This window comes from Larkinella knui, assembly GCF_003858645.1.
Taxonomy (GTDB): domain Bacteria; phylum Bacteroidota; class Bacteroidia; order Cytophagales; family Spirosomataceae; genus Larkinella; species Larkinella knui.
Genome location: NZ_RQJP01000001.1, coordinates 1,439,174 through 1,464,998 on the forward strand (window position 1 = coordinate 1,439,174; position 25,825 = coordinate 1,464,998).

Annotated in this window: 25 protein-coding genes; 11 read left to right on the plus strand and 14 right to left on the minus strand. The window is 49.4% G+C overall.

Annotated features, from left to right (window positions below; all coding sequences use genetic code 11):
* Nucleotides 1–36: 36 nt before the first annotated feature.
* Nucleotides 37–1,869, minus strand: coding sequence for an LTA synthase family protein (locus tag EHT87_RS05865; protein ID WP_124904770.1), 1,833 nt, complete (start codon nucleotides 1,867–1,869; stop codon nucleotides 37–39).
* 318 nt (nucleotides 1,870–2,187) lie between these two features.
* Between EHT87_RS05865 and EHT87_RS05870 the strand changes: the two genes are divergently transcribed.
* The 6 genes from EHT87_RS05870 (at nucleotide 2,188) to EHT87_RS05895 (ending at nucleotide 8,812) form a co-directional block, all read left to right on the plus strand.
* Nucleotides 2,188–4,377, plus strand: a complete 2,190-nt coding sequence (locus EHT87_RS05870) for a glutamine synthetase III family protein (RefSeq protein ID WP_124904772.1) — start codon at nucleotides 2,188–2,190, stop codon at nucleotides 4,375–4,377.
* Between the two features lie 204 nt (nucleotides 4,378–4,581).
* Nucleotides 4,582–5,790: a M28 family peptidase gene (locus EHT87_RS05875; protein ID WP_124904774.1), complete on the plus strand. Its 1,209-nt coding sequence runs from the start codon at nucleotides 4,582–4,584 to the stop codon at nucleotides 5,788–5,790.
* Nucleotides 5,791–5,883: 93 nt separating this feature from the next.
* Nucleotides 5,884–6,453, plus strand: coding sequence for a hypothetical protein (locus EHT87_RS05880; protein ID WP_124904776.1), 570 nt, complete (start codon nucleotides 5,884–5,886; stop codon nucleotides 6,451–6,453).
* Between the two features lie 45 nt (nucleotides 6,454–6,498).
* Nucleotides 6,499–7,200: a 16S rRNA (uracil(1498)-N(3))-methyltransferase gene (locus EHT87_RS05885; RefSeq protein WP_124904778.1), complete on the plus strand. Its 702-nt coding sequence runs from the start codon at nucleotides 6,499–6,501 to the stop codon at nucleotides 7,198–7,200.
* A 53-nt stretch (nucleotides 7,201–7,253) separates the two neighbouring features.
* On the plus strand, nucleotides 7,254–7,874 hold the full coding sequence (locus tag EHT87_RS05890; RefSeq protein WP_229320934.1) for a DUF4159 domain-containing protein: 621 nt from the start codon (nucleotides 7,254–7,256) through the stop codon (nucleotides 7,872–7,874).
* A 125-nt stretch (nucleotides 7,875–7,999) separates the two neighbouring features.
* Entirely contained in the window at nucleotides 8,000–8,812 is an 813-nt protein-coding gene (locus EHT87_RS05895) for an acyl-CoA desaturase (RefSeq protein WP_124904782.1), read from the plus strand.
* A 159-nt stretch (nucleotides 8,813–8,971) separates the two neighbouring features.
* Here EHT87_RS05895 and EHT87_RS05900 read toward each other — a convergent pair whose 3' ends face one another.
* The 4 genes from EHT87_RS05900 to EHT87_RS05915 all read right to left on the minus strand — a co-directional run bounded on the left by EHT87_RS05900 (nucleotide 8,972) and on the right by EHT87_RS05915 (nucleotide 12,877).
* Complete coding sequence (locus EHT87_RS05900; protein WP_124904784.1) at nucleotides 8,972–9,499, minus strand: 5' nucleotidase, NT5C type; 528 nt, start codon at nucleotides 9,497–9,499, stop codon at nucleotides 8,972–8,974.
* Nucleotides 9,499–10,113 carry a hypothetical protein gene (locus tag EHT87_RS05905; protein WP_124904786.1) on the minus strand — a complete coding sequence of 205 codons (615 nt, stop codon included), beginning with the start codon at nucleotides 10,111–10,113 and terminating at the stop codon, nucleotides 9,499–9,501. Before EHT87_RS05905 ends, EHT87_RS05900 begins: the two co-directional genes overlap by 1 nt.
* A gap of 131 nt (nucleotides 10,114–10,244) precedes the next feature.
* The gene (locus EHT87_RS05910) at nucleotides 10,245–11,570 is read right to left on the minus strand and encodes a dihydrolipoamide acetyltransferase family protein (protein ID WP_124904788.1); all 1,326 of its coding nucleotides are present in this window, start codon (nucleotides 11,568–11,570) and stop codon (nucleotides 10,245–10,247) included.
* Between the two features lie 53 nt (nucleotides 11,571–11,623).
* Nucleotides 11,624–12,877 (minus strand): competence/damage-inducible protein A, encoded by a 1,254-nt coding sequence (locus tag EHT87_RS05915; protein ID WP_124904790.1) that lies wholly within the window; start codon nucleotides 12,875–12,877, stop codon nucleotides 11,624–11,626.
* A 192-nt stretch (nucleotides 12,878–13,069) separates the two neighbouring features.
* On the opposite strand from EHT87_RS05915, the gene EHT87_RS05920 reads away from it, so the two are divergent.
* From EHT87_RS05920 to EHT87_RS05930, 3 genes are all read left to right on the plus strand, one after another.
* On the plus strand, nucleotides 13,070–13,822 hold the full coding sequence (locus EHT87_RS05920; protein WP_124904792.1) for a DUF4197 domain-containing protein: 753 nt from the start codon (nucleotides 13,070–13,072) through the stop codon (nucleotides 13,820–13,822).
* A gap of 165 nt (nucleotides 13,823–13,987) precedes the next feature.
* On the plus strand, nucleotides 13,988–14,338 hold the full coding sequence (gene gldC / locus EHT87_RS05925) for a gliding motility protein GldC (RefSeq protein ID WP_124904794.1): 351 nt from the start codon (nucleotides 13,988–13,990) through the stop codon (nucleotides 14,336–14,338).
* Nucleotides 14,339–14,405: 67 nt separating this feature from the next.
* Nucleotides 14,406–15,611 carry a thioredoxin family protein gene (locus tag EHT87_RS05930; RefSeq protein WP_124904796.1) on the plus strand — a complete coding sequence of 402 codons (1,206 nt, stop codon included), beginning with the start codon at nucleotides 14,406–14,408 and terminating at the stop codon, nucleotides 15,609–15,611.
* Between the two features lie 16 nt (nucleotides 15,612–15,627).
* Here the strand turns inward: EHT87_RS05930 and EHT87_RS05935 are convergent, their stop codons facing one another.
* From EHT87_RS05935 to EHT87_RS05965, 7 genes are all read right to left on the minus strand, one after another.
* Nucleotides 15,628–16,176, minus strand: a complete 549-nt coding sequence (locus EHT87_RS05935) for a tetratricopeptide repeat protein (protein ID WP_124904798.1) — start codon at nucleotides 16,174–16,176, stop codon at nucleotides 15,628–15,630.
* 64 nt (nucleotides 16,177–16,240) lie between these two features.
* Nucleotides 16,241–16,594, minus strand: a complete 354-nt coding sequence (locus EHT87_RS05940; protein WP_124904800.1) for an MmcQ/YjbR family DNA-binding protein — start codon at nucleotides 16,592–16,594, stop codon at nucleotides 16,241–16,243.
* Entirely contained in the window at nucleotides 16,591–16,779 is a 189-nt protein-coding gene (locus tag EHT87_RS05945) for a DUF6728 family protein (protein ID WP_124904802.1), read from the minus strand. Before EHT87_RS05945 ends, EHT87_RS05940 begins: the two co-directional genes overlap by 4 nt.
* An 80-nt stretch (nucleotides 16,780–16,859) precedes the next feature.
* Nucleotides 16,860–18,884 carry a (E)-4-hydroxy-3-methylbut-2-enyl-diphosphate synthase gene (ispG, locus tag EHT87_RS05950; RefSeq protein WP_124904804.1) on the minus strand — a complete coding sequence of 675 codons (2,025 nt, stop codon included), beginning with the start codon at nucleotides 18,882–18,884 and terminating at the stop codon, nucleotides 16,860–16,862.
* A gap of 155 nt (nucleotides 18,885–19,039) precedes the next feature.
* Nucleotides 19,040–20,116, minus strand: coding sequence for a mevalonate kinase family protein (locus tag EHT87_RS05955; protein ID WP_124904806.1), 1,077 nt, complete (start codon nucleotides 20,114–20,116; stop codon nucleotides 19,040–19,042).
* Nucleotides 20,116–21,348: a sugar MFS transporter gene (locus tag EHT87_RS05960; protein WP_124904808.1), complete on the minus strand. Its 1,233-nt coding sequence runs from the start codon at nucleotides 21,346–21,348 to the stop codon at nucleotides 20,116–20,118. Before EHT87_RS05960 ends, EHT87_RS05955 begins: the two co-directional genes overlap by 1 nt.
* Nucleotides 21,349–21,465: 117 nt before the next feature.
* Nucleotides 21,466–22,764: a Gfo/Idh/MocA family protein gene (locus EHT87_RS05965; protein ID WP_374756018.1), complete on the minus strand. Its 1,299-nt coding sequence runs from the start codon at nucleotides 22,762–22,764 to the stop codon at nucleotides 21,466–21,468.
* A 397-nt stretch (nucleotides 22,765–23,161) separates the two neighbouring features.
* On the opposite strand from EHT87_RS05965, the gene EHT87_RS05970 reads away from it, so the two are divergent.
* Nucleotides 23,162–23,578 carry a 6-carboxytetrahydropterin synthase gene (locus EHT87_RS05970; protein ID WP_124904812.1) on the plus strand — a complete coding sequence of 139 codons (417 nt, stop codon included), beginning with the start codon at nucleotides 23,162–23,164 and terminating at the stop codon, nucleotides 23,576–23,578.
* Nucleotides 23,541–24,275, plus strand: a complete 735-nt coding sequence (gene folE, locus EHT87_RS05975) for a GTP cyclohydrolase I FolE (RefSeq protein WP_124904814.1) — start codon at nucleotides 23,541–23,543, stop codon at nucleotides 24,273–24,275. The genes EHT87_RS05970 and folE overlap by 38 nt, the downstream gene beginning before the upstream one ends.
* 78 nt (nucleotides 24,276–24,353) lie before the next feature.
* Here the strand turns inward: folE and EHT87_RS05980 are convergent, their stop codons facing one another.
* Both EHT87_RS05980 and EHT87_RS05985 read right to left on the minus strand, forming a co-directional pair.
* A complete protein-coding gene (locus tag EHT87_RS05980; RefSeq protein WP_124904816.1) occupies nucleotides 24,354–25,289 on the minus strand; it encodes a sugar phosphate isomerase/epimerase family protein in 936 nt (311 codons plus the stop codon).
* 143 nt (nucleotides 25,290–25,432) lie between these two features.
* Nucleotides 25,433–25,651 carry a hypothetical protein gene (locus tag EHT87_RS05985; RefSeq protein WP_124904818.1) on the minus strand — a complete coding sequence of 73 codons (219 nt, stop codon included), beginning with the start codon at nucleotides 25,649–25,651 and terminating at the stop codon, nucleotides 25,433–25,435.
* Nucleotides 25,652–25,825 lie beyond the last annotated feature (174 nt).

The window sequence follows — 25,825 nt, forward strand, 5'->3', positions numbered from 1 at the left end:
AAGGCAGAAATTCGCACGGGCTGAAGTTTTCGGGTACTATTTATTTAAAAAATCCTGAAACGACTCCTCCTCATACGCTTCGCCCAATTCAATATCCTGTTTTCCGACATCACCCCTGGCCGAAATCAACTGCCGGCTGGTGTTATCGAACAAAAGATGGCGATTCGGCTGAACCACCCCAAAACCATTGTTGAACGCAAAATAGGCAAAGGGGCGGTTTTGGGGATTCAGCAAATCACGGCTCCATTTGAACTCGGAAGTAACCAGGTGTAACTGGTGTAACAGCGTGGCAGCCAGATCGGTCTGAGAACCAATTTGATCGATAAAGCGCGGTTTTGCCTTTAATGCTCCTCCCAGCCAGAGCATCGGAATGTGGAAATCCCGCACCCGGTCGGTCGACAAAACCGGTAGCCGGTGTCCGTGATCGGCCGTGATAATAATGAGCGTATTCGACCACCAGGGCTGTTTTTTTGCCTGAGCAATAAACGCTCCCAAACTGCGATCGGCGTAATACATGGAATTCAAAAAGAGCGATTCTTCTTCTTTTCCGGGAAATACCGTCGGCATCGGAACCTCAAATGGCTCGTGGCTGCTCAGGGTGAAGAGCGAAACAAAAAACGGCGTTTTGGCTCCGTTCAAATCAGAAAGAATCCGGTTATAAACGATATGGTCATGAGCCCCCCACTTGGAATTCCAGTCGCTGGGTTTGAAGTCGGATTTGGATACAATCCGGTCGAACTGGTTGTGGTAGAGATACGATTTTATGTTGGCAAACTCGGTTTCTCCGCCATAATAAAAAGACGTCGCATAGCCGGCGGTTTTAAGTTTCTGGCCGAGCGTGGGCAATTTAGCCGCTTTGGACGGCAGCGTCATAATGGAAGCCGTTGCCTGGGCCGGAAAACCACTCAAGAGGGCAATTAGCCCCTTTTCGCTGCGATCGCCACTGGCATAGAACTGATTGAACAACAAACCCTCGTGGACTAGTTTTTCAAATTGGGGCGTCACGCCGGTTCGGCCCCCCAAAACCGCTACGGATTTGGCGGTAAAACTTTCCCAGACGATGAGGATGACGTTGGGTCTCGACGTCGAAAGCAGCGGTAAACTGTCTGCAACTGGCTGACGAAGAACCTGTAACGCCCGATTCGCTTGTCCTTTCGGAAAAAAGACGAACGGGTTGGCTCCGTATTTATTCCGCTCCAGAAATGAATGCATAAAATTCCATTGTGGGGTCACGGCGGCATAATTGGCGAACGCCACCGGCGAGAAATAAACCGTACTGACATTCATGGGCGCGAGCTGGAATCCACCCCGGATGGGAAGAATGAGCGCCGTTGAAGCAACCAGTAAAACCGGGGTTGCGATCCACCACCGGACCGGTTTAACGGAACTGATAAACCGATGAATGAGCCGGTTAAAACAATAATTGCCGACCAGTAACAGAGCCACCAGCAACGTTAGCAGCGAAAGGATGGGGGAGGCCGCTACGGATGCGGCTGCTTCCCGTGGCGATTTCAAGTAATGCAAGGGCGTAATATCCAGATGAAAACCCCAGGTACGAAATATCTCCAGGTCGGCCACGGTGATGAACGAAACGATGATCAGCTCGATGAACGTAAGGATGCGCAGCGGAATGGAAACCTTTTTGAATGCCAGGCCCGGGGTGAGCGCGATCAGTAAAGCCGGTAAGACCGTGAGATAGCCCGCCGTCGAAAGATCCATCCGCAAACCGTGGGCAAAAACCCCCGCCAGCGTCGACCCGTCCAACTGACTGGTTTGGGGTTGATAGATCAAAAAAAGGATGCGACTGACCACTAACCAGCTTGTCCAGCCGATCAGATAAGCCAGCATCAGCAACAAACGACTCTTCATTGACAACAGAAATTACGATCACCAAGCCGCAAAGTTAACACGAATCAGAGACGTATACTTGCTTATTATGTAAACGGTTACCAACTAAGGGTGTACTTCATCTTTAGTAGGTGCAATTTGTTCTGAATAAGATACAAAAATTTGGATGAAATAGTTATTTTCTCAGAACGTACTTGTTGAGGATACTGAAACTGAATTTTGTGATTTTTGGCAATTATTCGTGAAAAATAGGTTAAAATGAATGTGTTTTCTTGGAAATTACAACTAATTATCACTATTTTTGGGTGTTTTTAATCCAAAAACCACCTCGAACCTAATATGTCAAACTTTCGGTTTAAAGCTCTCGAAATTGCACAAAGTCGGCAAGCCCTTTCTGTTCCACCACCGGCAGAACGAGTAACGGAATACTATGGCTCCTACACATTTAACAACGAGGTTATGCGGTCCCTGCTCTCGCCGGAAGCATATCTGAAGATTACGCAAGCCATCGATACCGGTGGTAAAATTGACCGTGATATTGCTGATGAGGTGGCCAATGCCATGAAAGCCTGGGCAACGGCAAAAGGGGCTACCCATTATACGCACTGGTTTCAGCCTTTGACGGGAGCGACCGCCGAAAAGCACGATGCATTTTTTGATGTAACGATGGATGGCAAGGCCATCGAGAAATTTAAAGGTGGTGCGCTGGTTCAGCAGGAACCGGATGCGTCATCCTTCCCAAGTGGTGGTTTGCGGAATACGTTCGAAGCACGGGGGTATACGGGCTGGGATCCCAGTTCGCCGGCTTTTTTAATGGACAATGGTGCGGGTGGTAAAACGCTGTGTATTCCTTCCGTATTTATATCGTATACCGGTGAAGCGCTAGACTACAAAACGCCTTTGCTGAAAGCCCTCCTGGAAATGGACAAAGCCGCTACGGCCGTTTGTCAGTATTTCGACCGGAATGTTACAAAAGTGACCCCAACCCTGGGTGTTGAGCAGGAATATTTTGTTGTCGACAAAGCTCTTTTCTACGCACGTCCTGACCTGGTTATGGCCGGCCGGAGCGTATTTGGTCATTCACCGGCGCGGGGTCAGCAATTGGAAGACCATTATTTTGGTACGATTCCTCCGCGGGTGAATGCCTACATGGTTGATTTTGAGTTTGAAGCCATGAAACTCGGAATGCCGGTCCGGACGCGTCACAACGAGGTGGCTCCGGGTCAGTTTGAGGTGGCTCCCACGTTTGAAGAGGTCAACCTGGCGATCGATCACAACGCGCTGTTGATGGATTTGATGGAAAAAGTGGCCGAAAAACACAACTTCAAGGTGCTGTTCCACGAAAAACCGTTCGCTGGAATCAACGGTAGCGGTAAACACAACAACTGGTCGCTGGGAACCAACACGGGGGTTAACCTGCTGGCTCCAAGCTCGAAACCGAAAGAAAGCCTGCGTTTTCTGACGTTCCTGGTTAACGTCGTAAAAGCCGTTCATGACCACGCCGATCTGTTGCGTGCTTCCATTGCATCGGCCGGTAACGAATACCGTCTGGGTGCCAACGAAGCCCCTCCGGCCATCGTATCCGTCTTCCTGGGAGAATCGCTGACGAAAGCGCTGGAAGACCTGGAAACCAAGTCGGAAGTGATCGTCAACAAAGGCGATAACGTGTATTACAAGCTGGGTATCAACCGCATTCCTTCGTTACTTCGGGATAATACCGACCGGAACCGGACTTCACCTTTTGCCTTTACGGGTAATAAATTTGAATTCCGTGCCGTAGGGGGTGGTGCCAATTCCGCGTCTACGATGACGGTATTGAATTCGATTGTGGCCGCTCAGTTAGCCGCTTTCAAGCAGGAATTAGACGCCCGTCTGGCCGCTGGTGAGAAAAAAGAACTGGCCATCGTCGAGATTCTGAAAGAATACTACAAGTCTTCAAAACGCATCCTGTTCGAAGGAAACGGTTACTCGGATGAGTGGGTTGCAGAAGCCGCCAAAAGAGGCCTGTCAAACATCAAATCGACACCGGAAGCGCTGGGCGTTTATGTGAAACCCGAATCGCTGGAATTGTTCGAGCGCGTGGGGGTAATGAGTCATGCCGAGGTAGAATCACGCTATGAAATCGAACTGGAAAAGTACATTAAAAAAGTACAGATCGAGTCGCGGGTTGTGGGTGACCTGGCCATGAATCACGTGGTTTCAACCGCGCTGAAATACCTCAATAAACTAGCTGAAACGGCCAAAGCACTGGTTGATCTGGGAATGACGGCCGAAGCGGAACCGATCAAAGCCTTGATTCAGGAAATCTCTTCACGCGTTATCACCATCAAGAAGAACGTTGAAGAAATGACCGAAACCCGGAAGAGAGCAAACGCCATGACCGATACCGCCGAAATGGCCAAATCGTATGCGACGGAGGTGAAGGATTTCTTTGATGTCATTCGCTACGAAGTCGATAAACTGGAGCTCATTATCGATGACGAAGACTGGCCATTGGTGAAATACCGGGAGTTACTTTTTGTAAAATAAAGATGTTTTTCCAACCATATCGTCACATAAAGCCTGCGCCATTTGGTGCAGGCTTTTGTTTTTAGTGGTAACTTAAGCTGTTTTTAATCCGCTTAATCGGTTTTGATGGTAATCCGTGGTTTATTTACGGGTTCGCCAGCTCAGACCAAAAACCGGTTGTGCGCGTTTATTGAGTACCTTTTCGATCTCTAACCGAAACCATAAATGCCTTTTACCGTTGAAACGCTGATGCGTGATTTGAGCCGCCTGCCCCATCGGGGAACTGCTACGGCTTTCGAAGCACCCGCTATTGACCTGTTGTCTTCGACGCTTCGGCAACTCCAGGCTACGGTAACGGTTGAGCCATTCCGCACACCGGCCACCTACGTAACGGTCGTTTACTGGTTGCTGGGCGGAATCGTTTCGGGTTTGCTGGCATCCACCTGGCTGGGCTGGGTCGCCGTTATCTGGACCTGGGGCTGGGTGACGCTGGCCTGGTTGTTTTTCAACTGGCGGTTTTCGCCGGCTACCCGGCTGCCTCCGCTCGTAACTTCCAACAATATTATCGGGCGTTGGCGGGAAACGGGGTTTGGCTACGCCGGGGATCAGGATAAACCGGTGATGAAAGTGATTCTGATGGCTCATTACGATACCGCACCGATCTCGCTGTTATACCGCACGGGAACGGTCATTAGCTTTCACGCAACGCTCGTAATTTCGCTGGCTTTGATGCTGGTAGCCTGTTTTTTACTCCTTTTCGAACAATTCGTTTTTAGCAGTGGCTGGATGCTCTGGGCTCGCTACGGAATGATCGCGTTTTTTGTGCTACAGTCTTTACTCGGCACACTCGGATACTGGATCTACGGTCATTCCAATGGCGCCAGTGACAATACCACGGGCGTTGTTGCGGCCATTGCTACGGCCGAGCGTCTGCGTCAACTGTATTTGCCCGGACTCGAAACCGAAGTGGTCTTGACCGGTGCCAAGGAAGTGGGCATGATTGGCGCCCGCGCCTACCTGGACAAACACAGCGCTGGTTGGCCCCAGGGCCGGACGGTGGTGGTCAATTTCGATACACTCGGGAACGGATCGCTGCGGGTAATTAAACATACCGGAACCGTAGAAGTTATTGAATATACCAACCCGTTGATGGAGTCGGCGGAGCGACTCCTGGAGGAGAAACCGTTCCGGGGTCTGGTCAAACCCGCTCGCTGGCATACCGCCGACTTTGACAGTGTCTGGTTTGTTCGACGGAAAATACCGGTGATGACGCTGACGGCGATGGACGAAAAAGGCCGGATGCCCAACATTCACCGTCCGGAAGATCAGTTGCTAGTGACGGATTTAACCGCCATTCCAACGGCCATCGATTTTGCCATTCACACGATTGTCCGGCATTATCAGAGCTACGAAATAACGGCCGAGCGATTGTGAGTTGAACGGTCTGCCGGTTTTAAATGTTGAAATTCACAAGTGGGTTTGTAGCTTTGCTGATCAGAATAAACAGATAATTTAACGATAACATAAATGGGGACGTATAAAAACGAAGGATTTGAACCTGCAACGATTCAACTTCTTAAAGAGGAATGCCAGGAAGAGGGAAGCTCATTCGTCTATGTGGAGGATGAAGACGATGATCTGGAGGTTCTGAATTCCGGCGAATGCGTTCATGTTCAGTTTGTCGGGAAATACAAAGAAGACGAAGTAATCTATGATGCCATCATCTATACGCTGCGGCTGCACCACAGCAGCCTGGTGTATGAAATGGCCATGGAAAAGGTAAAGAAATCATTTCCGCAGTATATTCCGGTGGAAGACCGGAAACCCGACTACCGGATCGACGCGGAACTGGAAGAAGAAATTGAATTGTTTCTGACGGAACTGATCGAAGAAATTGAGGAGACGGAAGCCGTTAAAGTTCAGGAACACATTGAAATCGATTATGAGTTCGAATACGGAATCAGCCTGGACGTCTGCCTGAATGTCGAAGAGATTTCGGAAGAGGTCATTGAAGATTTTATTGCTAAATTCAATTCCAATACGTTGAAACTGGATAAGACGATGTATTCATTTTCGAACGACGAACCCGAAGACTAAAGGAGATGGATCGTGAATCCAACCGTAGTCGCTCGCTCATTGACTATGCATTTGTTTTATCAGCCTGAAGCCGAAATAAACCCGTTTCTGAGTGAAGAAGAATCCCGGCATTGCGTCAAAACGCTGCGTCTGACCAAAGGTTCCACGATTGATGTGACCGACGGAAAAGGCAGGCGTCACAACTGTGTTATTGAAAAGGCGGACCCGCGACGGTGTACCTATCGGATTGTTGAAACTGTTGTGGAATTACCCCGGCCTTACCGGATTCATCTGGCAGTGGCACCCACAAAAAACATGGATCGAATCGAATGGCTGGTGGAAAAATCGGTTGAATTGGGGATCGACCAGCTCACGTTTTTCGTTAGCCAGCATTCGGAACGGCGAATGGTAAAAACGGACCGTTTGGAGAAAATCGCCGTGGCGGCCATGAAACAGTCCTTGCAGCTGTTTATGCCGGTAATCGATCCGGTTGTGGACTTTAAAACCGTTCTGACTCTGGTAGCGGAGAATCGGTTTATTGCCCATCTGCCTGTCGATGAACCGGCTACGCCCTTGGTTCAGGCCGCAAAACCGGGCGGGGCAACCATCCTGCTGATCGGCCCCGAGGGTGATTTTTCGGCACCTGAAATTCAGCAGGCCGTTGATGCGGGGTATAAAATGGTAACGCTGGGCTCAACCCGGCTGCGCACCGAAACGGCGGCTTTGGCGGCCTGTCATACGATTCATCTGATTAATGCTATATCGTGATTATGAAGCGGCTTACTGGAATTTTTCTTGCGGGTTTGGTCTTTACGTTTGCCATGACGGCATCCGTGCAGGCGCAGTATTCGTACAAAGTTGCCAAATTGAAATACAATGGTGGGGGCGACTGGTATGCGAACAAAACCTCCTTGCCCAATTTGATCAAATTTTGTAATTCCAATCTGCGGATGAATATCTTCCCCGAAGAAGACATCGTGGAGGTGGGTAGTCCGGAGTTATTTTCGTATCCATTCGTTCACATGACCGGACACGGGAACGTCGTTTTTACGGATGCTGAAGCCCAAAACATGCGCCGGTATCTGATGTCGGGCGGTTTCCTGCACATCGACGATAATTATGGCCTTGATAAATTCATCCGGCGCGAGATGAAAAAAGTGTTTCCGGAACTCTCCTTTATCGAATTGCCTTATAATCATCCGGTTTATCACCAGAAATACACCTTCACGAATGGCTTGCCAAAAATACACGAACACGATGGCAAAGCACCGCAAGGATTTGGATTAATCTGGGAAGGCCGTTTAATTTGTTTTTACAGTTATGAGTGCGATTTGGGGAATGGCTGGGAAGATCAATCGGTCTATAATGACCCGGAAGAGGCCCGTCAGCAAGCTTTACGCATGGGAGCCAACCTGTTACAGTATTCAACTACTGCATTTTAGTAAAATAAATAAAAAATAAAAATTTGTCTTATTCGGTTAACTATCGACGTTATTGTTGTAGATTTGTAGAATCTAATTGCACTGAAGTTGGTTTTTAGCCATTCACCTTTAACTAATTTAATCCCGTGGTAATAATCCTTATTGCCTTTGTTGTTCACTGGTACGTATCACTTTTCTGCCAGACATTTTTTCTGCACCGGTATTCGGCTCACAAAATGTTCACGATGAGCAAGGTATGGGAACGGTTTTTCTTTTTCCTGACCTATCTTTCACAAGGCTCATCCTACCTGAGTCCCCGCGCCTACGCCGTTTTACACCGGATGCACCATGCGTTCAGTGATACTCCCAAAGACCCGCACTCGCCACACCACACGAAAAACGTATTTACGATGATGTGGAAAACGAAAGATTTATACAATGCCGTCCTGAACCGGGTTCGGCCTATCGAAGCCAAATTTGATCGCAACTACCCGGAATGGTATGCGCTGGAAAAAATCGGCGATTCATGGATTTCCCGCGTTGCCTGGGGAACGGTTTATTCGCTGTTCTACATCTTTGCTTTCATTTACCTGGATATGCACTGGGCGTTTTTCTTCCTGCTGCCGATTCACTTCCTGATGGGACCGATCCACGGAGCGATCGTTAACTGGAGCGGCCATAAATACGGATACGCTAATTTCGACAACCACGACCGGTCTAAGAACTCCATGTTTTTCGATTGGCTAATGATGGGCGAATTATTCCAGAACAATCACCACAAACGCCCGAATGCCGCTAATTTCGGAGCTCGCTGGTATGAACTGGATCCAACCTATCCGGTGATCAAGTTTCTGTCGGTAGTGGGAATTATCAAGATGCGTCCCGCCAAAATAACTACCAACGAATTCGAAACCGGCCACGACCGTCTGGTTGAACACAATGAGAAAATGTCGGCTTAACGGTCTCCGTCAGAAGCCATAGGATATACCAAAAATGCCCGCCAGATCGATCTGGCGGGCATTTTTGTTTGGTAGGAGAGAAAAGAGAGTAAACAAATGCAGAACGGCTTTATCAGCCTTGAACCGTCTTTCCTCTCTTATCTACTCTCTTTCCTCTTCTCACAACAACTCTTTCGCAATTTCGTCCCACGAAAGAACCCGTTGGAAAATCGTGTTGTCACGGTTGTGGGGGGCGTCGAAGAGCAGCCCTTTTCCCTGAAAACTGACCAGATTATAGGGCATGTCATCGATCATAAAGTCGGCGCGCAGAATGCTCTTGTCACCGCAGAATACCCGGTTTTTCCAGTGAATGTGCGGAAAATGCTGATCGAGCCAGTCGTATTTTTCCGAAAGTGAATTGCGAAACTCCATCGCAGCCGAAGTAACGAAGAGATCGTATTTCTCCGCAAGCGCCTTCGTTACCTCCTGAGCACCCGGCATCACCGCAATGTCGGCAAAAAAACCGGGCTCATGGACGTAATCGGACAGGCGTTGGGAGATGTGTTTCTCCAGCACTTCGTGGAACGAATTTTCCCGGAAGAGGTCGGGCTGCGCTTCCGTATCGAAATCACGGCGATAAATGTCAATAAACTTGCCAACGGTATCCGCCAGCACATCATCCATGTCAATTGCAATTCGAGGCTTCATTAGTTAAATTTTACGCCAATAGCTCTTTTTCCGCTTGAATATACGATAGCGTCGATTGGTTTTTTGGCTTCGTCAGCTTCTTTTTTAACGCGTCGGACAAATTGCTCCACGTCTTCTTCAATGGAATTGTTGACAATGCCGCCGGTAAAGTAGGATTTCGCTTTAATTCCACCGGAGGCATCGACTACAGTTTGGTAGTCCGCTACGGGTTCATTCATGACATACACGGCCAATCCATCGATTTTCCGGACCTTCGCCAGTCCTTTGTCGGCGCCTGCTTCTCCTTTAAATTTGACAGCAATCGCGGTTTTTGATCCCGAAATAACCACTGCATCGAATTCTTTGTGATCTTTCTTGCCGTCTTTACTGGCTCGCCGGACAAACTGAGCGGCTTTTTCGGAAACGCCTTCATTTACCACGCCACCCGTAAACAAGGAAGCGGCTTTGGCCCCCGATGAGATTTCAAATACCGTTTCGTAGGGGCGTAAAGGTTCGCACATCACGTACGTTTCGATGCCCTGAATTTTGTCAACCCGCGCATTGGATTGGGCGAGAACGGTAGATAGACTAAAAAGTGTACCGAAAAAAGAGGAAAAAATTAGTTTCTTTTTCATTGGAGTGATCTGTTGTTAAAGTAAAAACAGCGCTAATCTACTGGAACGGTGGCAAACAATGCCGGCTAAAACCTTCGTGTGCTGAATTCAACCGATGAAGCGCCAAAATGGCTTACTGAATTGGATGCGCATCAGACGATTTTACGTTCCGAATCGAAACCTTCCAGATAATCGGAAACCCGTTTAACAAACTGTCCTCCCAGCGAACCGTCGACAACGCGGTGGTCATAACTGTGGGAAATGAACATTTTTTGACGCACGCCAATCAGATCGCCCTGGGGCGTTTCGATGACCGCCGGTTTTTTCGCAATGGTTCCAAACGCCATGATCGCGACTTGTGGCTGTACGATAATGGGAGTTCCCATGACGTTTCCAAAAGTGCCAATGTTGGAAACCGTGTAGGTGCCATTGGCCAGATCATCGGCGGTGAGTTTATTTTCGCGGGCGCGACGACTGAGGTCATTCACTTTCCGGGTCAGCCCAACCAGGTTATATTGATCGGCATTGTGAATAACCGGAACGATGAGATTACCGCTCGGAAGCGCCACGGCCATTCCGATATTGATGGCCTTTTTGACGATTATTTTGTCGCCATTCACCGAAATGTTGATCAGAGGAAAGTCGCGGATGGCCTTTACGACGGCTTCGATCAACAGGGGCGTAAAGGTGATATTTTCGCCGTATTGCTGTAGAAACGTCTTCTTGATCCGCTCCCGCCATTGCACCAAAACCGTCATATCGGTTTCAACAAACGAAGAGACGTGGGGCGCAATCCGCTTCGATTCCACCATCCGCTCGGCAATGATCTTACGCATCCGATCCATCTGAATGATATCATCCTGTCCAGTGACGGAAGCGGCTTTTGGGAACGATACACCCGGGGAAACCGGCTCGGCTTTCCGTTTTTCGACGTAAGCCAGTATATCATTTTTGGTAAGGCGGTTTTCGGCCCCGGTTCCCCGGATAGATGCCAGTTCGGCCTGAGAAATTCCTTCGGCTTTCGCAATGCTCACGACCAAAGGTGAATAAAAACGGTTGGTTTCGGCAATGGTCGTTTCGGCGTCCGTCCGGATGGGCGGATTGCCGGGTGAGAGCTTCGAAATGTCCGCTTCCAGTTTGGCCGCAACGCTGGCTACATCCTGTTCCTCGGTTTCGCCGACGAATGAGGTGTCAGAAGGCGAAGAAGACGGCTGGCTGGCCGGAACTCCTGCTTCGTGTTCAACTTCGATCCGGGCTACGGGACTACCAATGGCCACAACGTCGCCATCATTGACCAGAATCTCCTTTAAAATACCGGAATGAGAAGAGGGAACTTCGGTATCGACTTTATCGGTAGCCACTTCTAAAATGGAGTCGTCGGCTTCAATGCGGTCGCCGGGCTGTTTAAGCCAGGAGATCACGGTGCATTCGACAATACTTTCGCCCATTGTGGGCATAACCATGTCAACGAGTGCCATTGATTGGTAGATTTAAGAGTTTGGTGAGGTAAAAGTCTGAAAACGAATGGTTTTTAATTCTCTTCCAGCAACGTTTGCCGGAGTAGATTTAAAACATAAACGGAGGTGAGCTGAATGTTCTGTTCCCGGTAGGGTCCGAGTTTCAGCAGCCGGGCGACGGTTTTCTTTTCGGTGGAGCAGGCAATCCAGATGGTGCCGACCGGTTTTTCGGGCGTTCCGCCGTCGGGCCCGGCAATACCGCTGGTGGCAATTCCGACGTTAGCGCCCAGCGTTTTCCGAACCCCTTCCGCCATTTCCCGAACGGTTTGTTCGCTGACGGCACCAAACTGGCTCAACGTTTCCGGTTTTACACCCAACTGATTGACTTTAACCGTATTGCTGTAGCTGACCACACCGCCAACGAAATAAGCGGAGGATCCGGCATACTTGGTAATCTGACTGGCAACATAACCGCCCGTGCAGCTTTCCGCCGTTGCCAGCATCCAGGTTTTGTCAGACAACAGCCTGGCTACAGTCGTTTCCAGTTCATCGTCATCAAAGCCAAAAACATACGAATTGATGAGCGGCAGAACCGCTTCGACCTGCTCATCGAGTTGTTTTTTCAGCAGCGTGGCATCATCACCGGTGCCGGTCAAACGGAGTCGCACCTGACCGAAATGGGGGAGATACGCCAGTTTGATGTGGCCCGGCAATGCATCTTCCCAATCTGAAATCGTTTCGGCCAGAAAAGACTCACCGATTCCGACGGTCCGGATGATTTTATGAACGATCGTCGGCGTTTCAAACTGCTTTTGCAACAGCGGAATGATCCGGTATTGCATGAGATTTTTCATTTCAAACGGCACCCCCGGCAAGGAAACATAAACGGTGTCATTTTCATTGAACCACATTCCCGGCGCAGTTCCCCAGTCATTGGGCACGTAAGTGCAGTTGAGAGGAAGGTCAGCCTGTTTGGCATTTATTTCGGTAATCTGCCGTCCCCGGCTTTCAAAAAACTTCGTCACAAAAGCCAGTGCTTCGGGATTTCGTTCGAGCGTAGTGTTGAAATACGTACACAGGGTCGCTTTGGTAATGTCATCTTTGGTAGGGCCCAGGCCGCCCGTGATGATTACCAGATCGGCCCGTTCGGTAGCTTCCTTCAGAACGTCCAGAATCGCTTCCTTTTTGTCACCAACCGATGATTTACGGATCGTTCGAATTCCAATTTTCGTCAATTCGGCACCGAGCCATTGGGTGTTGGTATCGGTGATTTGTCCAAACAGTATTTCGTCACCAATCGTTATTACTTCGGCCAGTATGGGTTTCATGAAAAGAAATCTACATGTTTTAGGGTTCGTCTCTTTACTTTTCGTCCGATTTCCTGTCTTAAGTAAAAAGTCCGATTGACAACTCAACACCAGAATGCTGGTTTCGGACCAAAAATACGTAAAAAAACCGTTTATCTTTTGCCGGCCAAGGATCGGCACCTGTTTCAAAAGTAGAATCAACCGGATTGTCACATGAAAAAAACAGTAATTTTGGGCCTGCTGCTGGCCATTTATTCGGGTGCGGCACGGGCTCAGTCGGATTCAACTCAACCGAAAAAGAAGACTATTTTCGGACAGATTCTGGAAAAAGTGGGGGAGGCTGCTTCGGGTGGAACGTCATCGAACAGCGAAATCGCCAACGGATTGAAAGAAGCCCTCCGGATCGGGATCAGCAAAGGGTCCGACCAGGCCTCGGCGACGGATGGATACTACAAAAATGCGCTGATCAAAATTCTTATGCCACCGGAAGCCCAAAAAGTGGAATCGGCCTTGCGTAAATTTGGCATGGGCAAACAGGTGGATCAGTTCATTCTGTCGTTAAACCGCTCGGCCGAAGATGCGGCTAAAAAAGCCAAACCGATCTTTCTGAATGCGCTGACGTCGATGTCGATCCAGGACGCGGTTGGTATTTTGCGGGGGGAGAAAGATGCGGCCACGCAATACCTGAAACGAACGACTTCCAATCAATTACTGGCGTCTTTTACGCCGGTTATCGATAGCACATTGAAAAAAAATGAAGCTACCCGGTATTACGGTGATCTGGTGCGAACGTATAACAAACTGCCGATTTCTACCACGAAAGTCGACCCCGATTTGACCCATTATGCGGCCACGAAAGCGATCGACGGTATTTTCACGCTGGTGGCGCAGGAAGAAAAGCAAATTCGCGAAAATCCGGCGGCCCGGGTGACTGATTTATTGAAAAAAGTGTTTGGTCAGCAGTAGGCTGGACCTGGAATCTGCCGGTTTTGGTGCTGAAACCGGTCGTCAGATTGCAAATCCGCTCTACAAATGGTTACCTTTGAAATCTAAAACTCCGCAATGAACTGAGTCGTCTTCCGGCGGTTCGGTTTGGGTTGGCGGAGTTTTTCATGTATTGAAAAGCAAACGATGAAAAAATCAGAAATCAATTTTGCCGTTGAATTAGACGATCACAATATTCCGGAAAAAATTTTCTGGAACGCAACGGATAATCCCAATGAGGGACTGAGTGATACCAAAGCGGTTGTTGTTTCGGTTTGGGACCACTATAATCAGGGTACGCTCCGGCTGAATTTATGGACGAAAGACATGGCCGTAACGGACATGAAGCGGTTTTGCGTCGAAGTGCTCGGCAGCCTGGCCGACACCATCGTTACGGCCACGGGCGATCAGTCTATGGCCGACCAGATCGACAACCTCTGCCGGACGTTGAGCAAAAAGGTGGAAGAAGAATACCGCGAGCAACAAAATCAATCGTAATCGTTTTCAGAATACCGCTACCGGCGGTCGGTTGGTAGCGGTATTCTGAAAAACAGAAGGCAATTTTATGAACAGGAAGTTTTTCAATGCAATTCTGGTTGTTGTTTGGCTTACGTTGGGTTCAGCCGCAGCCCAAGCTCAGGGCGTACAATTTCGAACGGGTGCCCTCAATGCCGTTTTTGAAGCCGCCCGGAAAGCCAAAAAGCCGGTTTTTGTTGAAGTGTATTCGGAAACCTGTCACGTTTGCCAGAGTTTTATACCCACCTTTGCCGAACCGAAAGTTGGGAAGTTCTACAACAGCCGCTTCATCAGCACTAAAATCGATATTTCCTCAAAGAGTACTCTCGCTTTTCTGGATAAAAACCACCTGTTTGTTCCTTCGTTGCCGTTGTTTCTATACATGGATGCAGCGGGAAACCTGATGCACATGGCGATGAGTAACAACTCGGCCGACGAGGTGATTCGACACGGAACCACGGCATTGAGTCCGGCCATTCGGGCGTCGTCCATGCACAAAAGGTATGAAGAAGGGGAACGCTCTCCTAATTTTCTGATCGACTACGGGATGTACGCGCGGGTGACGCGGGATACGGCAACGAATATCCGGGTGATGAATGAGTATGCGACCCGTCAGACGGCCACGACATACACCAATCCAACAAACTGGCTGGTGCTGCAAAAACTGATACTCGACGTCGATAATCCGCTTTTTCAATACCTGATGGGCCACCTCGATCAATTTATCCGCACCAACGGCGCCGAGCAGGTCAAAACTGTAGCGGAAAATATTCTGATGTCTTCGTTGTACAGCAGCCGGGGTAATCTATATCCAGCCGCCAAAATCAGCAGCATTCGCAACCAGCTTCAGCAAATCGGAATTGAGGGGCGTGTGGCCAGTAACCGGACTTTATTGCCGGAAGTAAACGCGTATTTCCGGGCGGGACAAGCCACAAAGGCGGCTTCGCGGATGGACGATCATATTGCCCAGAATCAATTTTCAACGCCTGAATATCTGTATGTGATCCGGTTATTCAACCGCAAAAGTCCGGATGCCAGTGATGCGCCAACGGTGGCCCGCTGGGCGATGAAAGCGATTGCCCAGGCGAAAAGTCCGGCAGAGCAAGCCGATTTGTATTTTGAACTGGCGGAGGTTTATCGCCGGGGTGGCAAAACCGCCGAGGCTTTGAAAGCCGCTCAGAAATCGAATGAATTAGCGAAAACCGCCCGAATGGATACCAAACGAAATACGGAACAGATCGGGCGATTAAAATAAGCGCAACGGGAGCGGGTCAGGAATGGATCACGTTCGAGAAAGGCGGTTGCTTCAGCAGATACGCTGAGTTTTCGTCCCCCAGCTCAATGGCCCGAATCAGGTCTTTCTGGGCCTGGCTATATTGGTCGAGTTGCATACGCGCTACGGCCCGCCAGCGGATGGCATCCGGCTGTAGCCCCCGGGAATACCAGACGGCTTTATCGAATTCCTTGAAGGCTTCATCAAACTGATGCAGTTGATAGAGCGCCATTCCCTTATCGAGATAAGAATCTGCAATGGTGTTGTCCAGCGTTAATGCGTAGGTCAAATCGAAGAGGGCAGAATACGCATTATCATTTCGAAGGTGACATTTTCCCCGGTAGGCAAACGCCAGAGACGATTTAGGGTGCTGTTTTACCGCCTTATCGAAATAAAGGTAGGCTTCGTCATACCGGTGAAGTTGAAAAAGATGGATGCCTTCAGCAAAGCGAAGGCGGTCTTTATCAGCCTGCGTATCGTGATCGATCACGAAATACCGGACAAACAGATAGAAAATAAAGAAGAATCCTAACAGCGCAACTTCCATAGCCTGAAGTTTTCACAAATCTATCGTAAAATAGCTTAAAAACCGCTCATAAGCAACTTTAGCCCTACTTTTCAAGCGCTATTCGTACGGATTTTGGTAAACTGCCTACAATCAATTCATACGAGTGATCGATCCACTTTTTAAGATCGCTTTCCCGAATGGAACCGTCGATAATGACCGTATTCCAGTGCACTTTATTCATGTGGTAACCGGGGCGAACGGCATCATGTTGCTCTCTTAATTCAATTGCCACTTCCGGGTCGCACTTCAGGTTGACCGACAGCGGTGTGGCATCCATGGACGTTAGCGCGAACATTTTGCCGCCTACCTTAAAAACCAGCGTTTCTTCGCCAAACGGAAAGGATTCCGTCGATCCGGTTTTGCTCAGACAATACGTCCGCAACGATTCGATGTTCATCGGAGTATGGCTCTGACAATCATAACGATCAGACAAATCAGAAACATGATGATGGAAATCCGGTTGATACCGTGCATCATGCGAATGTTTGCGTTGGTGGGGCGACTGGGGTCCGGCTTTTGAAAGACCCGGTAAAAATACCGGAACACATCGCCTAATTTAAAATAATCTCCAATTCTGGACATAAAAAGTTAAGAGTTATGAGTGAAGAATAAAGAGTAAAAAGAATGTGTCAGCCACCCTTTTAACTCGTAACTCTTGACTCTTAATTATCGATGGATTCGGGTTCGTTCCAGCGGCCGTCTTCTTTGATGAGTTCAATCAATTCGTTGACGGCTTGTTCGGCGGTGACCGATTTTTTGATCACCTGCTGACCCCGGTATAACGATATTTTATCTTTGCCAATTCCGACGTACCCATAATCCGCATCCGCCATTTCGCCGGGTCCGTTCACGATACAGCCCATGATTCCAATTTTGACACCTTTCAAATGATCGGTGCGTTTACGAATCATGGCGGTGGTTTCCTGCAAATCGAAAAGGGTGCGGCCGCAGGAAGGGCAGGAGATATATTCGGTTTTCGACATCCGGGTGCGGGCGGCCTGTAAAATGCCGAATGCCGTGGAATTATACCGATTTGCCGTTACCAGCCGCTCGGCTACCGACAATTCGGGCAACCGGTCGGTGGCCAGCCAGGCACCGTCGCCCAAACCATCGACGAGCAAACCGCCAATATCAGTCGCTGCGTACAATTGCAGGGAGTCGCCCTGGCTGTCGGGAAAACTGCGCTGATTCACCACCGGACAGGTGATGCCCCGATTGATCAATTCAACATACAGACGCCGGAGTTCGGCCATGGCGTGGGCGTTCTCCGTTTTGACAACCAGCACAATCCGCCGATCTTCCCGAAGTGCATTGGCCAAGTCATCAGACCAGTCGTTCAAACGGGTTTCAACAAAATTGAGAACCGGGTGCAAGTGATCCGGGTTTTGACGGAAAGTTAAATAGCTTACCGCGTCGAGCAGCGGAAATTTATGAACCTGATCGGTGGCCGAAAGCCATGAAGCATGATCCATTACTTCTTTTAACCCGTTTGGTAACATAAACGCAGCGGGCTGAGAACCGGTATACAGATAATCGGCCCCCAGATCGTTCATTCGCCATTTGTCAGGCACGGAGAGGTAAAAGTGACCAATGGGACGAAGCTGTTCATGATCTGTGACCGGTATTTTCGAATAATCAGCAACAACCCGCGGTACATTATTGCCGCCAAAATTGGCAACCTCATGGGTTTTCCGACGCGAATACTGATACGGATTAATTGGGTACTGGTTGATTTCGGGAATCGGTGCGTGTTCGGCCCGTTTGGTATACCGGTCGATCAACGCCTGCGCAACCGGTGCTTCCAGTTCGGGATCTTCGGTCAGCGAAACGCGGACGGTATCGCCCAACCCGTCTTCCAGCAGAGTTCCAATGCCGACCGCCGATTTAATCCGGCCGTCTTCGGCTTCCCCGGCTTCGGTTACGCCCAGGTGCAACGGATACGGTTTCAGCCCTTCGGCATCGAGCCGATGGACCAGCAGGCGGTAGGCTTCGACCATCACCTGCGGATTGCTCGATTTCATCGACAGGACGATGCTGTAATAGTTTTCGTCTTCACAAATCCGCAAAAATTCCAGGGCCGATTCCACCATGCCGAGTGGGGTATCACCGTAGCGGCTCAAAATCCGGTCGGACAGGGAGCCGTGGTTGGTGCCAATGCGCATGGCGGTGCCGTATTCCTTACAAATCCGGACGAGTGGCAGAAACTTGGCCCGAATCCGTTCGAGTTCAGCGGCATACGACGCATCCGTGTAATCGATGACCTCGAATCGCTTCCGGTCGGCATAATTACCGGGATTGATCCGAACCTTTTCGACAATCCGCGCGGCTAATTCGGCGGCATTGGGCGTAAAGTGAATATCGGCAATCAGTGGCGTGGTATACCCTCTCGCCCGTAATTCCTTGCGGATGTTTTCGAGATTCTGGGCTTCCTTCACGCTCGGTGCGGTGATGCGGATGTATTCGCATCCCGCTTCGATCATTTTAATCGACTGCTCGACCGAACCGGCGGTATTCATGGTGTCGATGGTCGTCATCGACTGAACCCGGATCGGATAATCAGAGCCTAACGGAACGGAGCCGATGGGAACGGTGATGGTCTTACGACGGGAATATCCGGTGAGGGAGTTGCAATACAAAGCCGGTTTTTCGGCTAATGGTACTAAGGACGGTGTTGCGAAGTCAAGCATAGCCTAAACAGCGAGTGCGGAAGAGGATACAAAGGTACAAAACCGTCGCCTTTTCCCCGCAAAAAGCTACTCATAGAACCCGCTTTTAACCGAAATTGTTCATTTCGGTTCATCAAAAGGTTTATTCTATGTGGCCTGAAAGTCAGTATGTTAGCCTATTCTTCCACCTTGGTTCCCTCATCGACGTGAATGATATAAGCGGCACCGCCCGCCCGCTCAATGGCTTCGGCAACCGCTCCGGCGTGGCCGGGCGCGTAGGCAAACATACAGCCACCTCCGCCCGAACCGTTGATTTTGCCCCCCAATGCGCCGGCATTCAAAGCCGCTTCGAGCATCCGGTCAATTTTGGGCGTTGAAATGCGCTGGGCATCCCGCAGATTGGCGTGATGGAGATTTAGCAATTCGCCCAGCCGGATGTGATTCAGATCAGCGGCTTCCAGTTCCTGCCGGGCTTCGCGCAGCAGATCGCGGTTCGAAATCGTACCCTCCAGCAAAGTGTTTTCACCGCCTGACAGAAAAGGCCGGTAGTCGGCAATTTCCAGCACATCGGCGGTTTGTAAAGAAAAATCCGGATTGCCCTCCTGAATTTTCTTTACAATACCGTTGACGCCGTTGCGCAACCGGCCCAGAATGTCGAGGGTATCTTTGGCTTCGAGCGAATCGCCCAGCACGAAAGCACCCAGTTTGGGCCGTAATTCTTCGATGTATATTTTCGGTTCAGATTCCAGATAAATCACGTCCCCAATGGCGGTGGAGTAATGGTCCATCATACCGCCGGGTTCGCCAAATTCGAGGGTTTCGGCTTCGTTGGCCATATTGCCGATTTCCTGGCGACTGAGCAACCGGGGGCGGTCACTCATGCGCATCAGGAAGTGCAGCCACGACGCCACCAGGGCCGAAGAACTCGACGTGCCGGAATTAATCGGAATGTTGCCGTGTACTTCGCATTCGACTCCTTTGGAAAACTGGTAACCATGTCGTACCAGAACGTTGTAACAACTCCGGAAATAATCGCGCGGTTTGGTGTAGCTCAAACTGGAACCGGAGAGTTCAAATTCTTCCCGTTCGTTGATGTCCGGGAGATTGATAAACACTTTACGATCAGACCGCTGCGAACCGGTAATTCGAATTCGCCGGTTGATTGCTGCGGCAATAACGGGCAGCCCTAAATAATCCAGGTGTTCGCCGAACAAACAAATCCTGCCGGGCGTAGAAACACTTACTTGACTCATTACCAGTTTGTTTTTTTGCTGCCAACCAGGGCATAATAGAGAATGTAACCCAAAAGGGGCAGGATAAGGGCGTAGGCTAATTTGGGGCTAACTGCGTCGGTCAGATATCCGTGCAGCAGCGGGAGTAGGGCACCGCCCGAAATCCCCATGATCAGCAAAGCCGAACCCAGTTTGGTGAATTTGCCCAGTCGGTTTAATGACAGCGGCCAGAGCGCCGGCCAGATGGGAGCGATTGCGAAACCCAGCAGGGCAATGCACAAAACCGACGTAAAACCGTCCGTCAACAAGGCGGCAATGGTCAGAACCATACCAAGACTGGTACCGTACAGAAGTGATTTTTGCTGGGAGAGGAAACGTGGAATCAACAGAATACCCAGCACATAACCGGCTAACATACCATATAATGTGTAGGCCGTAAAGTATTTCGCTTCGTCGTTCGTGAAACCGAGGGCTTTGCCGTAATTGATGATGGTATCGCCCGAAATAACTTCAACGCCCACGTAACAGAAAATAGCCAGAACTCCCAGTACCAGATTGGCATGTTGCCAGACGCTATCCGTTGTTGCCGCTTTCGACAATACCGTATTATCTTCTTCCTGTTCTTCCGATACTTCAGGGAGGGTTGAAAAGCGGATCAACATAGCCAGAACAAGCAGTATTCCCGTTAAAATCAGGTAGGGAGTGACGACTTTATCCAATGATTCTTTGGCAGAAATTACATTGGCACCCGTCAATAATAAACCGCCGAAAATAAACTGGCTGATGATCCCCGCTAATTTATTGGCAACTCCCATGAAACTAATCCGTTGGGCCGCACTTTCGCGTGGTCCGAGAATGGTCACATAGGGATTGGAAGCTGTTTGCAGGACCGTCAGGCCAATACCGATCAGGAACAAGCCAACCAGAAACAGCGGATAAGAAACCGCTTTGGCCGCCGGTATAAACGTAATGGTACCGATTGCCATAATGATCAGTCCCAGGGACATACCGTTTTTAAATCCGGTTTTCTTCAGCAGCCAGGACGAGGGTATGGCCATCAGCGTATAGGATATGAAAAACGCAGACACCACCAGATTGGAACCCACTGTGCTCAGCTGAAAAGCTTGCTTGAAAAAAGTAATCAGCACGCCGTTGACCCAGGTGACAAATCCAAAAATGAAAAATAACATGCCCACAATGAGCAGCGGTCCTAGGTAATTAGAGGTGGAGTTCTGGGTTGCGGTCGGGGTCATCGGTTTGAATTTTGAAAGTATAAAAAGGAGCCTGCAATATAGCACACCCCGGTTTAATATATTTTAAATTTTTTTATTAATTGCAAATACTATTCTGACTAAGGCGCTTATGACCACTCAATAGTCGTCATTTAAGGCAAAAATGGGTTTATTTGTTTTCCATTTTCCGCGCGTAAAATCCGGAATTTCGATCGGTTTGCTGCCTTTGGCGATGGATTCTTCCGAGAGGGGGCTGATGGCACTCCAGACCGCAGCGTCATATACGTCGATTGGGGGCGGAACCTTGCGCTTTACGGACTCGATAAAGGCCCGAATGACGAAAAAGTCGATTCCGCCGTGGCCCGCATTTTCGGCAATCTGGGCGTGGCGTTTCCAGACCGGGTGATCGTATTTTTCCTGGTATTCTTTAAAAGGCTCCCACTCGTGCGGTTTTGCGCTTTTGCCTTCGATGTAAATTGTTTTGCCGTCGTCCATCCAGATGCCCTGGGTCCCCTGCGCCCGAAAACCGAGTGAATAGGGGCGGGGCGAGTTGGTGTCGTGCATGATCACAATGTTTTCGCCATTGGCGCAATTAATGACCGTCGTGACAACATCCCCCAGTTTAAAATTGACTTTGGCATTCGGGTGGTTGGGTCCACCCGTATCGACAACGTATTTGTGCAGGCTTCGGGCTTTGGTGGCGGTTGAAGTCAGGTACATAAACCGGTTGCCGCGGTTGATGTCCAGCCAGTGCGCAACCGGCCCTAAACCGTGCGTCGGATACAGATCCCCGTTGCGGTCGACGGAGTGCTGGGTCCGCCAGCGGGCTTCAGAATACCCTTTCGCGCCAAATTCAGCTCCGACGCCCTGTTTTACGGTTCCGTCGTTGAACTTGACATTACGCAAATCGTGCTGATACCCGCAATGGGCATACAGCATTTCGCCAAATAGTCCCTGACGAATCATATTTAAAACCGCCATGACGTCGCGCCGGTAACAGACGTTTTCGAGAATCATACAGGGCATTCCGCTTTTTTCCGACGCTTCGATCAAATCCCAGGACTCTTTGAGCGTTACGGTTGCCGACACCTCCACGCCCGCGTATTTGCCGGCTTTCATGGTCGCTACCGACATCGGCACGTGCCACTCCCAGGGCGTGGCAATCACGACGCCGTCGATGTCGTCGCGTTTGAGCATGTTCAGAAAGTCTTCATCCGTTTTTCCATACACCGCCGGTTCGGCGCGCCCGGCTTTGCTGATCATGGCTTTGGTGCGATTGATGGCTTCGGGATCAATATCACAAATCGCCGTAATGGACACATCGTTCCGGAAAAGAGCCTGGTTCACATGGCTGCGACCCCGACCGCCAACGCCGATGAAAGCCAGGCGAACTTTCTTTTCCTGGGCCGGTTCACCCGTTAAAATGGTGGGAAACAAATGGGCGGAAGAAACGGTTACGGCAGCAGAACGTAAAAAATGACGTCGATTGGTTTTCAAAGGTCTTGGTCGTTAAGGGTTAGTGGTACACGAAACCGTAAAAAAAAGGAAAATATCGGTAGGGCCAAAAAAAAGGGTCGATTACTTGAGTTTAATACCGAATGCTTTCCGGACCGGGTTTACCAAATAGCTCAATTATATAATTAAAAGTACGAGTATATACGTATGAACCAAATCAGAAAACAGGCTGTTATTCCTGCGAAACTCACTAAAATTGCTCCCTGAAAGCGGATTCTCTCACCGCTTGACGGCTCAAATGTGTTGCAGACAACCTTTCTGACGACATTTTGGTCGAGATTTTATAACAATCGAAAATGCCGGGTTGCCGGTTGACAGAATGGACAAAAAACGGGTAGCGGTGTTTCGAAAGGAACACTTCAACGCGGCTCATCGTCTTCATAATCCGGAATGGTCGGATGAAGAGAACCAACGGGTTTTTGGCAAGTGCAACAATCCCCACTACCACGGCCATAACTACGAACTTTTTGTCCAGGTTACGGGCGAAGTGGATCCGGTTACGGGGTTCGTGATGGATATGAAGCTGCTCAGTGACCTGATCAAAGCCCGGGTTACGGATAAATTCGATCACAAAAATCTGAATTTGGATACCGAAGAATTTAAAAATCTAAATCCCTCCGCCGAGCATATCGCTATAGTTATTTACGATTCGCTGCGTAGCCAGCTTGACTCATCTCTGGATTTGAAAATCAGACTTTATGAAACCGAACGGAACTTCGTTGAATACCCGGTCTAACGGCCATCACCTTGCTTATGATTTGCTGAATGATGTATCGGTCGACGAAATGGGAGATGACCACGTGGCCTCGTCAAGTGAAACTCCGATGCGGGAAGATGCTTTTGAACTCAGCGACGATACAAAAATTGAATTGATCGAAGGCCATTTTCGTGAAATAATGAACATCCTCGGTCTTGATCTGACCGACGACAGTTTGAAGGGAACCCCCCGGCGCGTGGCCAAAATGTATGTCAAAGAGATTTTTAGCGGACTGAATCCCGCCAAAAAGCCAATCGCGACGCTTTTTGAGAACAAATACCAGTACAGTGAAATGCTGGTAGAAAAAGGAATTACGGTTCATTCCCAGTGTGAACACCATTTTGTGCCCATCATTGGTCGTGCGCACGTCGCGTATATTTCGAGCGGGAAAGTGATTGGGTTGTCGAAGCTAAACCGCATTGTGCAATATTTTGCCAAACGCCCGCAGGTTCAGGAGCGGTTGACGGTGCAGATTGCCAATGAGTTGAAAGCGGTTTTGCAGACGGAAGACGTCGCTGTCATCATCGATGCCCGGCATTTGTGCGTTTCGATGCGCGGAGTGCAGGATGCCAACAGCTCAACCGTGACGGTGCACTACTGCGGCAAATTCAAGGACGACGAAGCCACCCGGCAGGAATTCCTGCGCCACGTCAGCGAACCCACCGCAACTTTGTAGTAAAGAGTGATGAGTTAAGAATGAAGAGTTGATAAGCGGGCGCCCGCTAACTCTTCATTCTTAACTCATCACTCTTTACTAAACAAGTGTTCCGACGCGCTCCAGGAGCGCTTTTGTTTTTTTAATGCCTTCGTATTCGCTCAGGGTTGAGCCTTCGTATTCGATACCGGCGATGCCTTTGAAACCGCTGTCTTTCACGATTTTCATCATGCGCATGTAATCGGTATCCGTACAGTTGCCGTTGGCGTCGAAATCGTGGGTTTTGGCACTGACGCCTTTCGCGAAGGGCATCATTTCGCCAACGCCTTTGTAGCGGTCGTATTCTTCCACACATTTGCCGCCCCATTCGGAACCATCGCTGCGTTTGATGCAGAAATTGCCGAAATCTGGCAGAATACCGACATTTTTCATGTTTACCTGCTTCATGACGCCCGTCAGCCACTGGCCATTGGACGAATAACTGCCGTGGTTTTCAACAATGACGTTGATGTTCATGGTTTTGGCGAATTCGCCCAGTTTTCCCAGGCCATCGATGGCGGCTTTGGCGACTTCTTCTTCCGTTCCTTTGCCAAACGCGTTGACCCGAATCGTTTTGCAGCCCAGGGTTTTGGCGCATTCGACCCAGGGCTTGTGTTTTTCAACCGCTTCGTTGCGTTTGGTGGCATCGGTTTCGCCCAGAAATCCTTCACCATCGATCATAATCAGGTGATTCCGAACGCCATTGTCCTTGCAGCGCATCAGCAATTCTTTCAGGTACGTGGCATCCTTCGCTTTGTCCTTAAAAAACTGGTTGACGTATTCGACGATATCGATTCCAAATTCATTTTTGGCGAGGGCCGGAAAGTCGAGGTTCGTGATTTTTTTCTCGGTAAACAACGCTTTGTGCAATGACCATTCGGCCAGTGAAATTTCAAAGAACGGTTTTTTCGCCATTGATTCCGCCATACCCGGCAGGGCGGAAGAAACGGCGGTCAGCGCGCCGAGTTGTTTCAGAAAATTGCGACGTGAAGTCATAGGTTAATCGTTTTGATTTGGGCTTTTCCCGAACGCCGGGATTGTGTTGTCTGGCAAGTTACTAAAAAAGGTTGGCTTCAATAAGCAGCCAACCCTACGGGATATAATAACCTCTAAAATTGGGGCACTCAGCTCCTGGTGCTTTAACTGGTTTGAACCTGGTTTTCCATTTCCCTGATTCGGACCAGATTGGTCTCGTATATTTTTTCCTGACGGGCAATTTCATCCAGCTTTGTTTGAATGATAGCGGGATCGGTTGTCGGCATCTGAAGCAGGGGCGACCTTTTAAGATTAGAGATCATCACCTGCAAGGCATTGTTCTCGCGTTTGAGACGGGCTAACTGCTCTTGAATCGTTTCCATAGTAACCTGTTGTTTTGCGTTAACGTGCTATTTAACAGGTCTATACTACGTATTTTATAAGGATTGCCCAATCAATTCCTTTAAAAAATTTAGCAAACGGGATTGGTGGAGTATACGCCCGGATTTTGAAAACCGCTGAGTACCTGCCTAACCGGGATTCGGGCCTGGAACTAT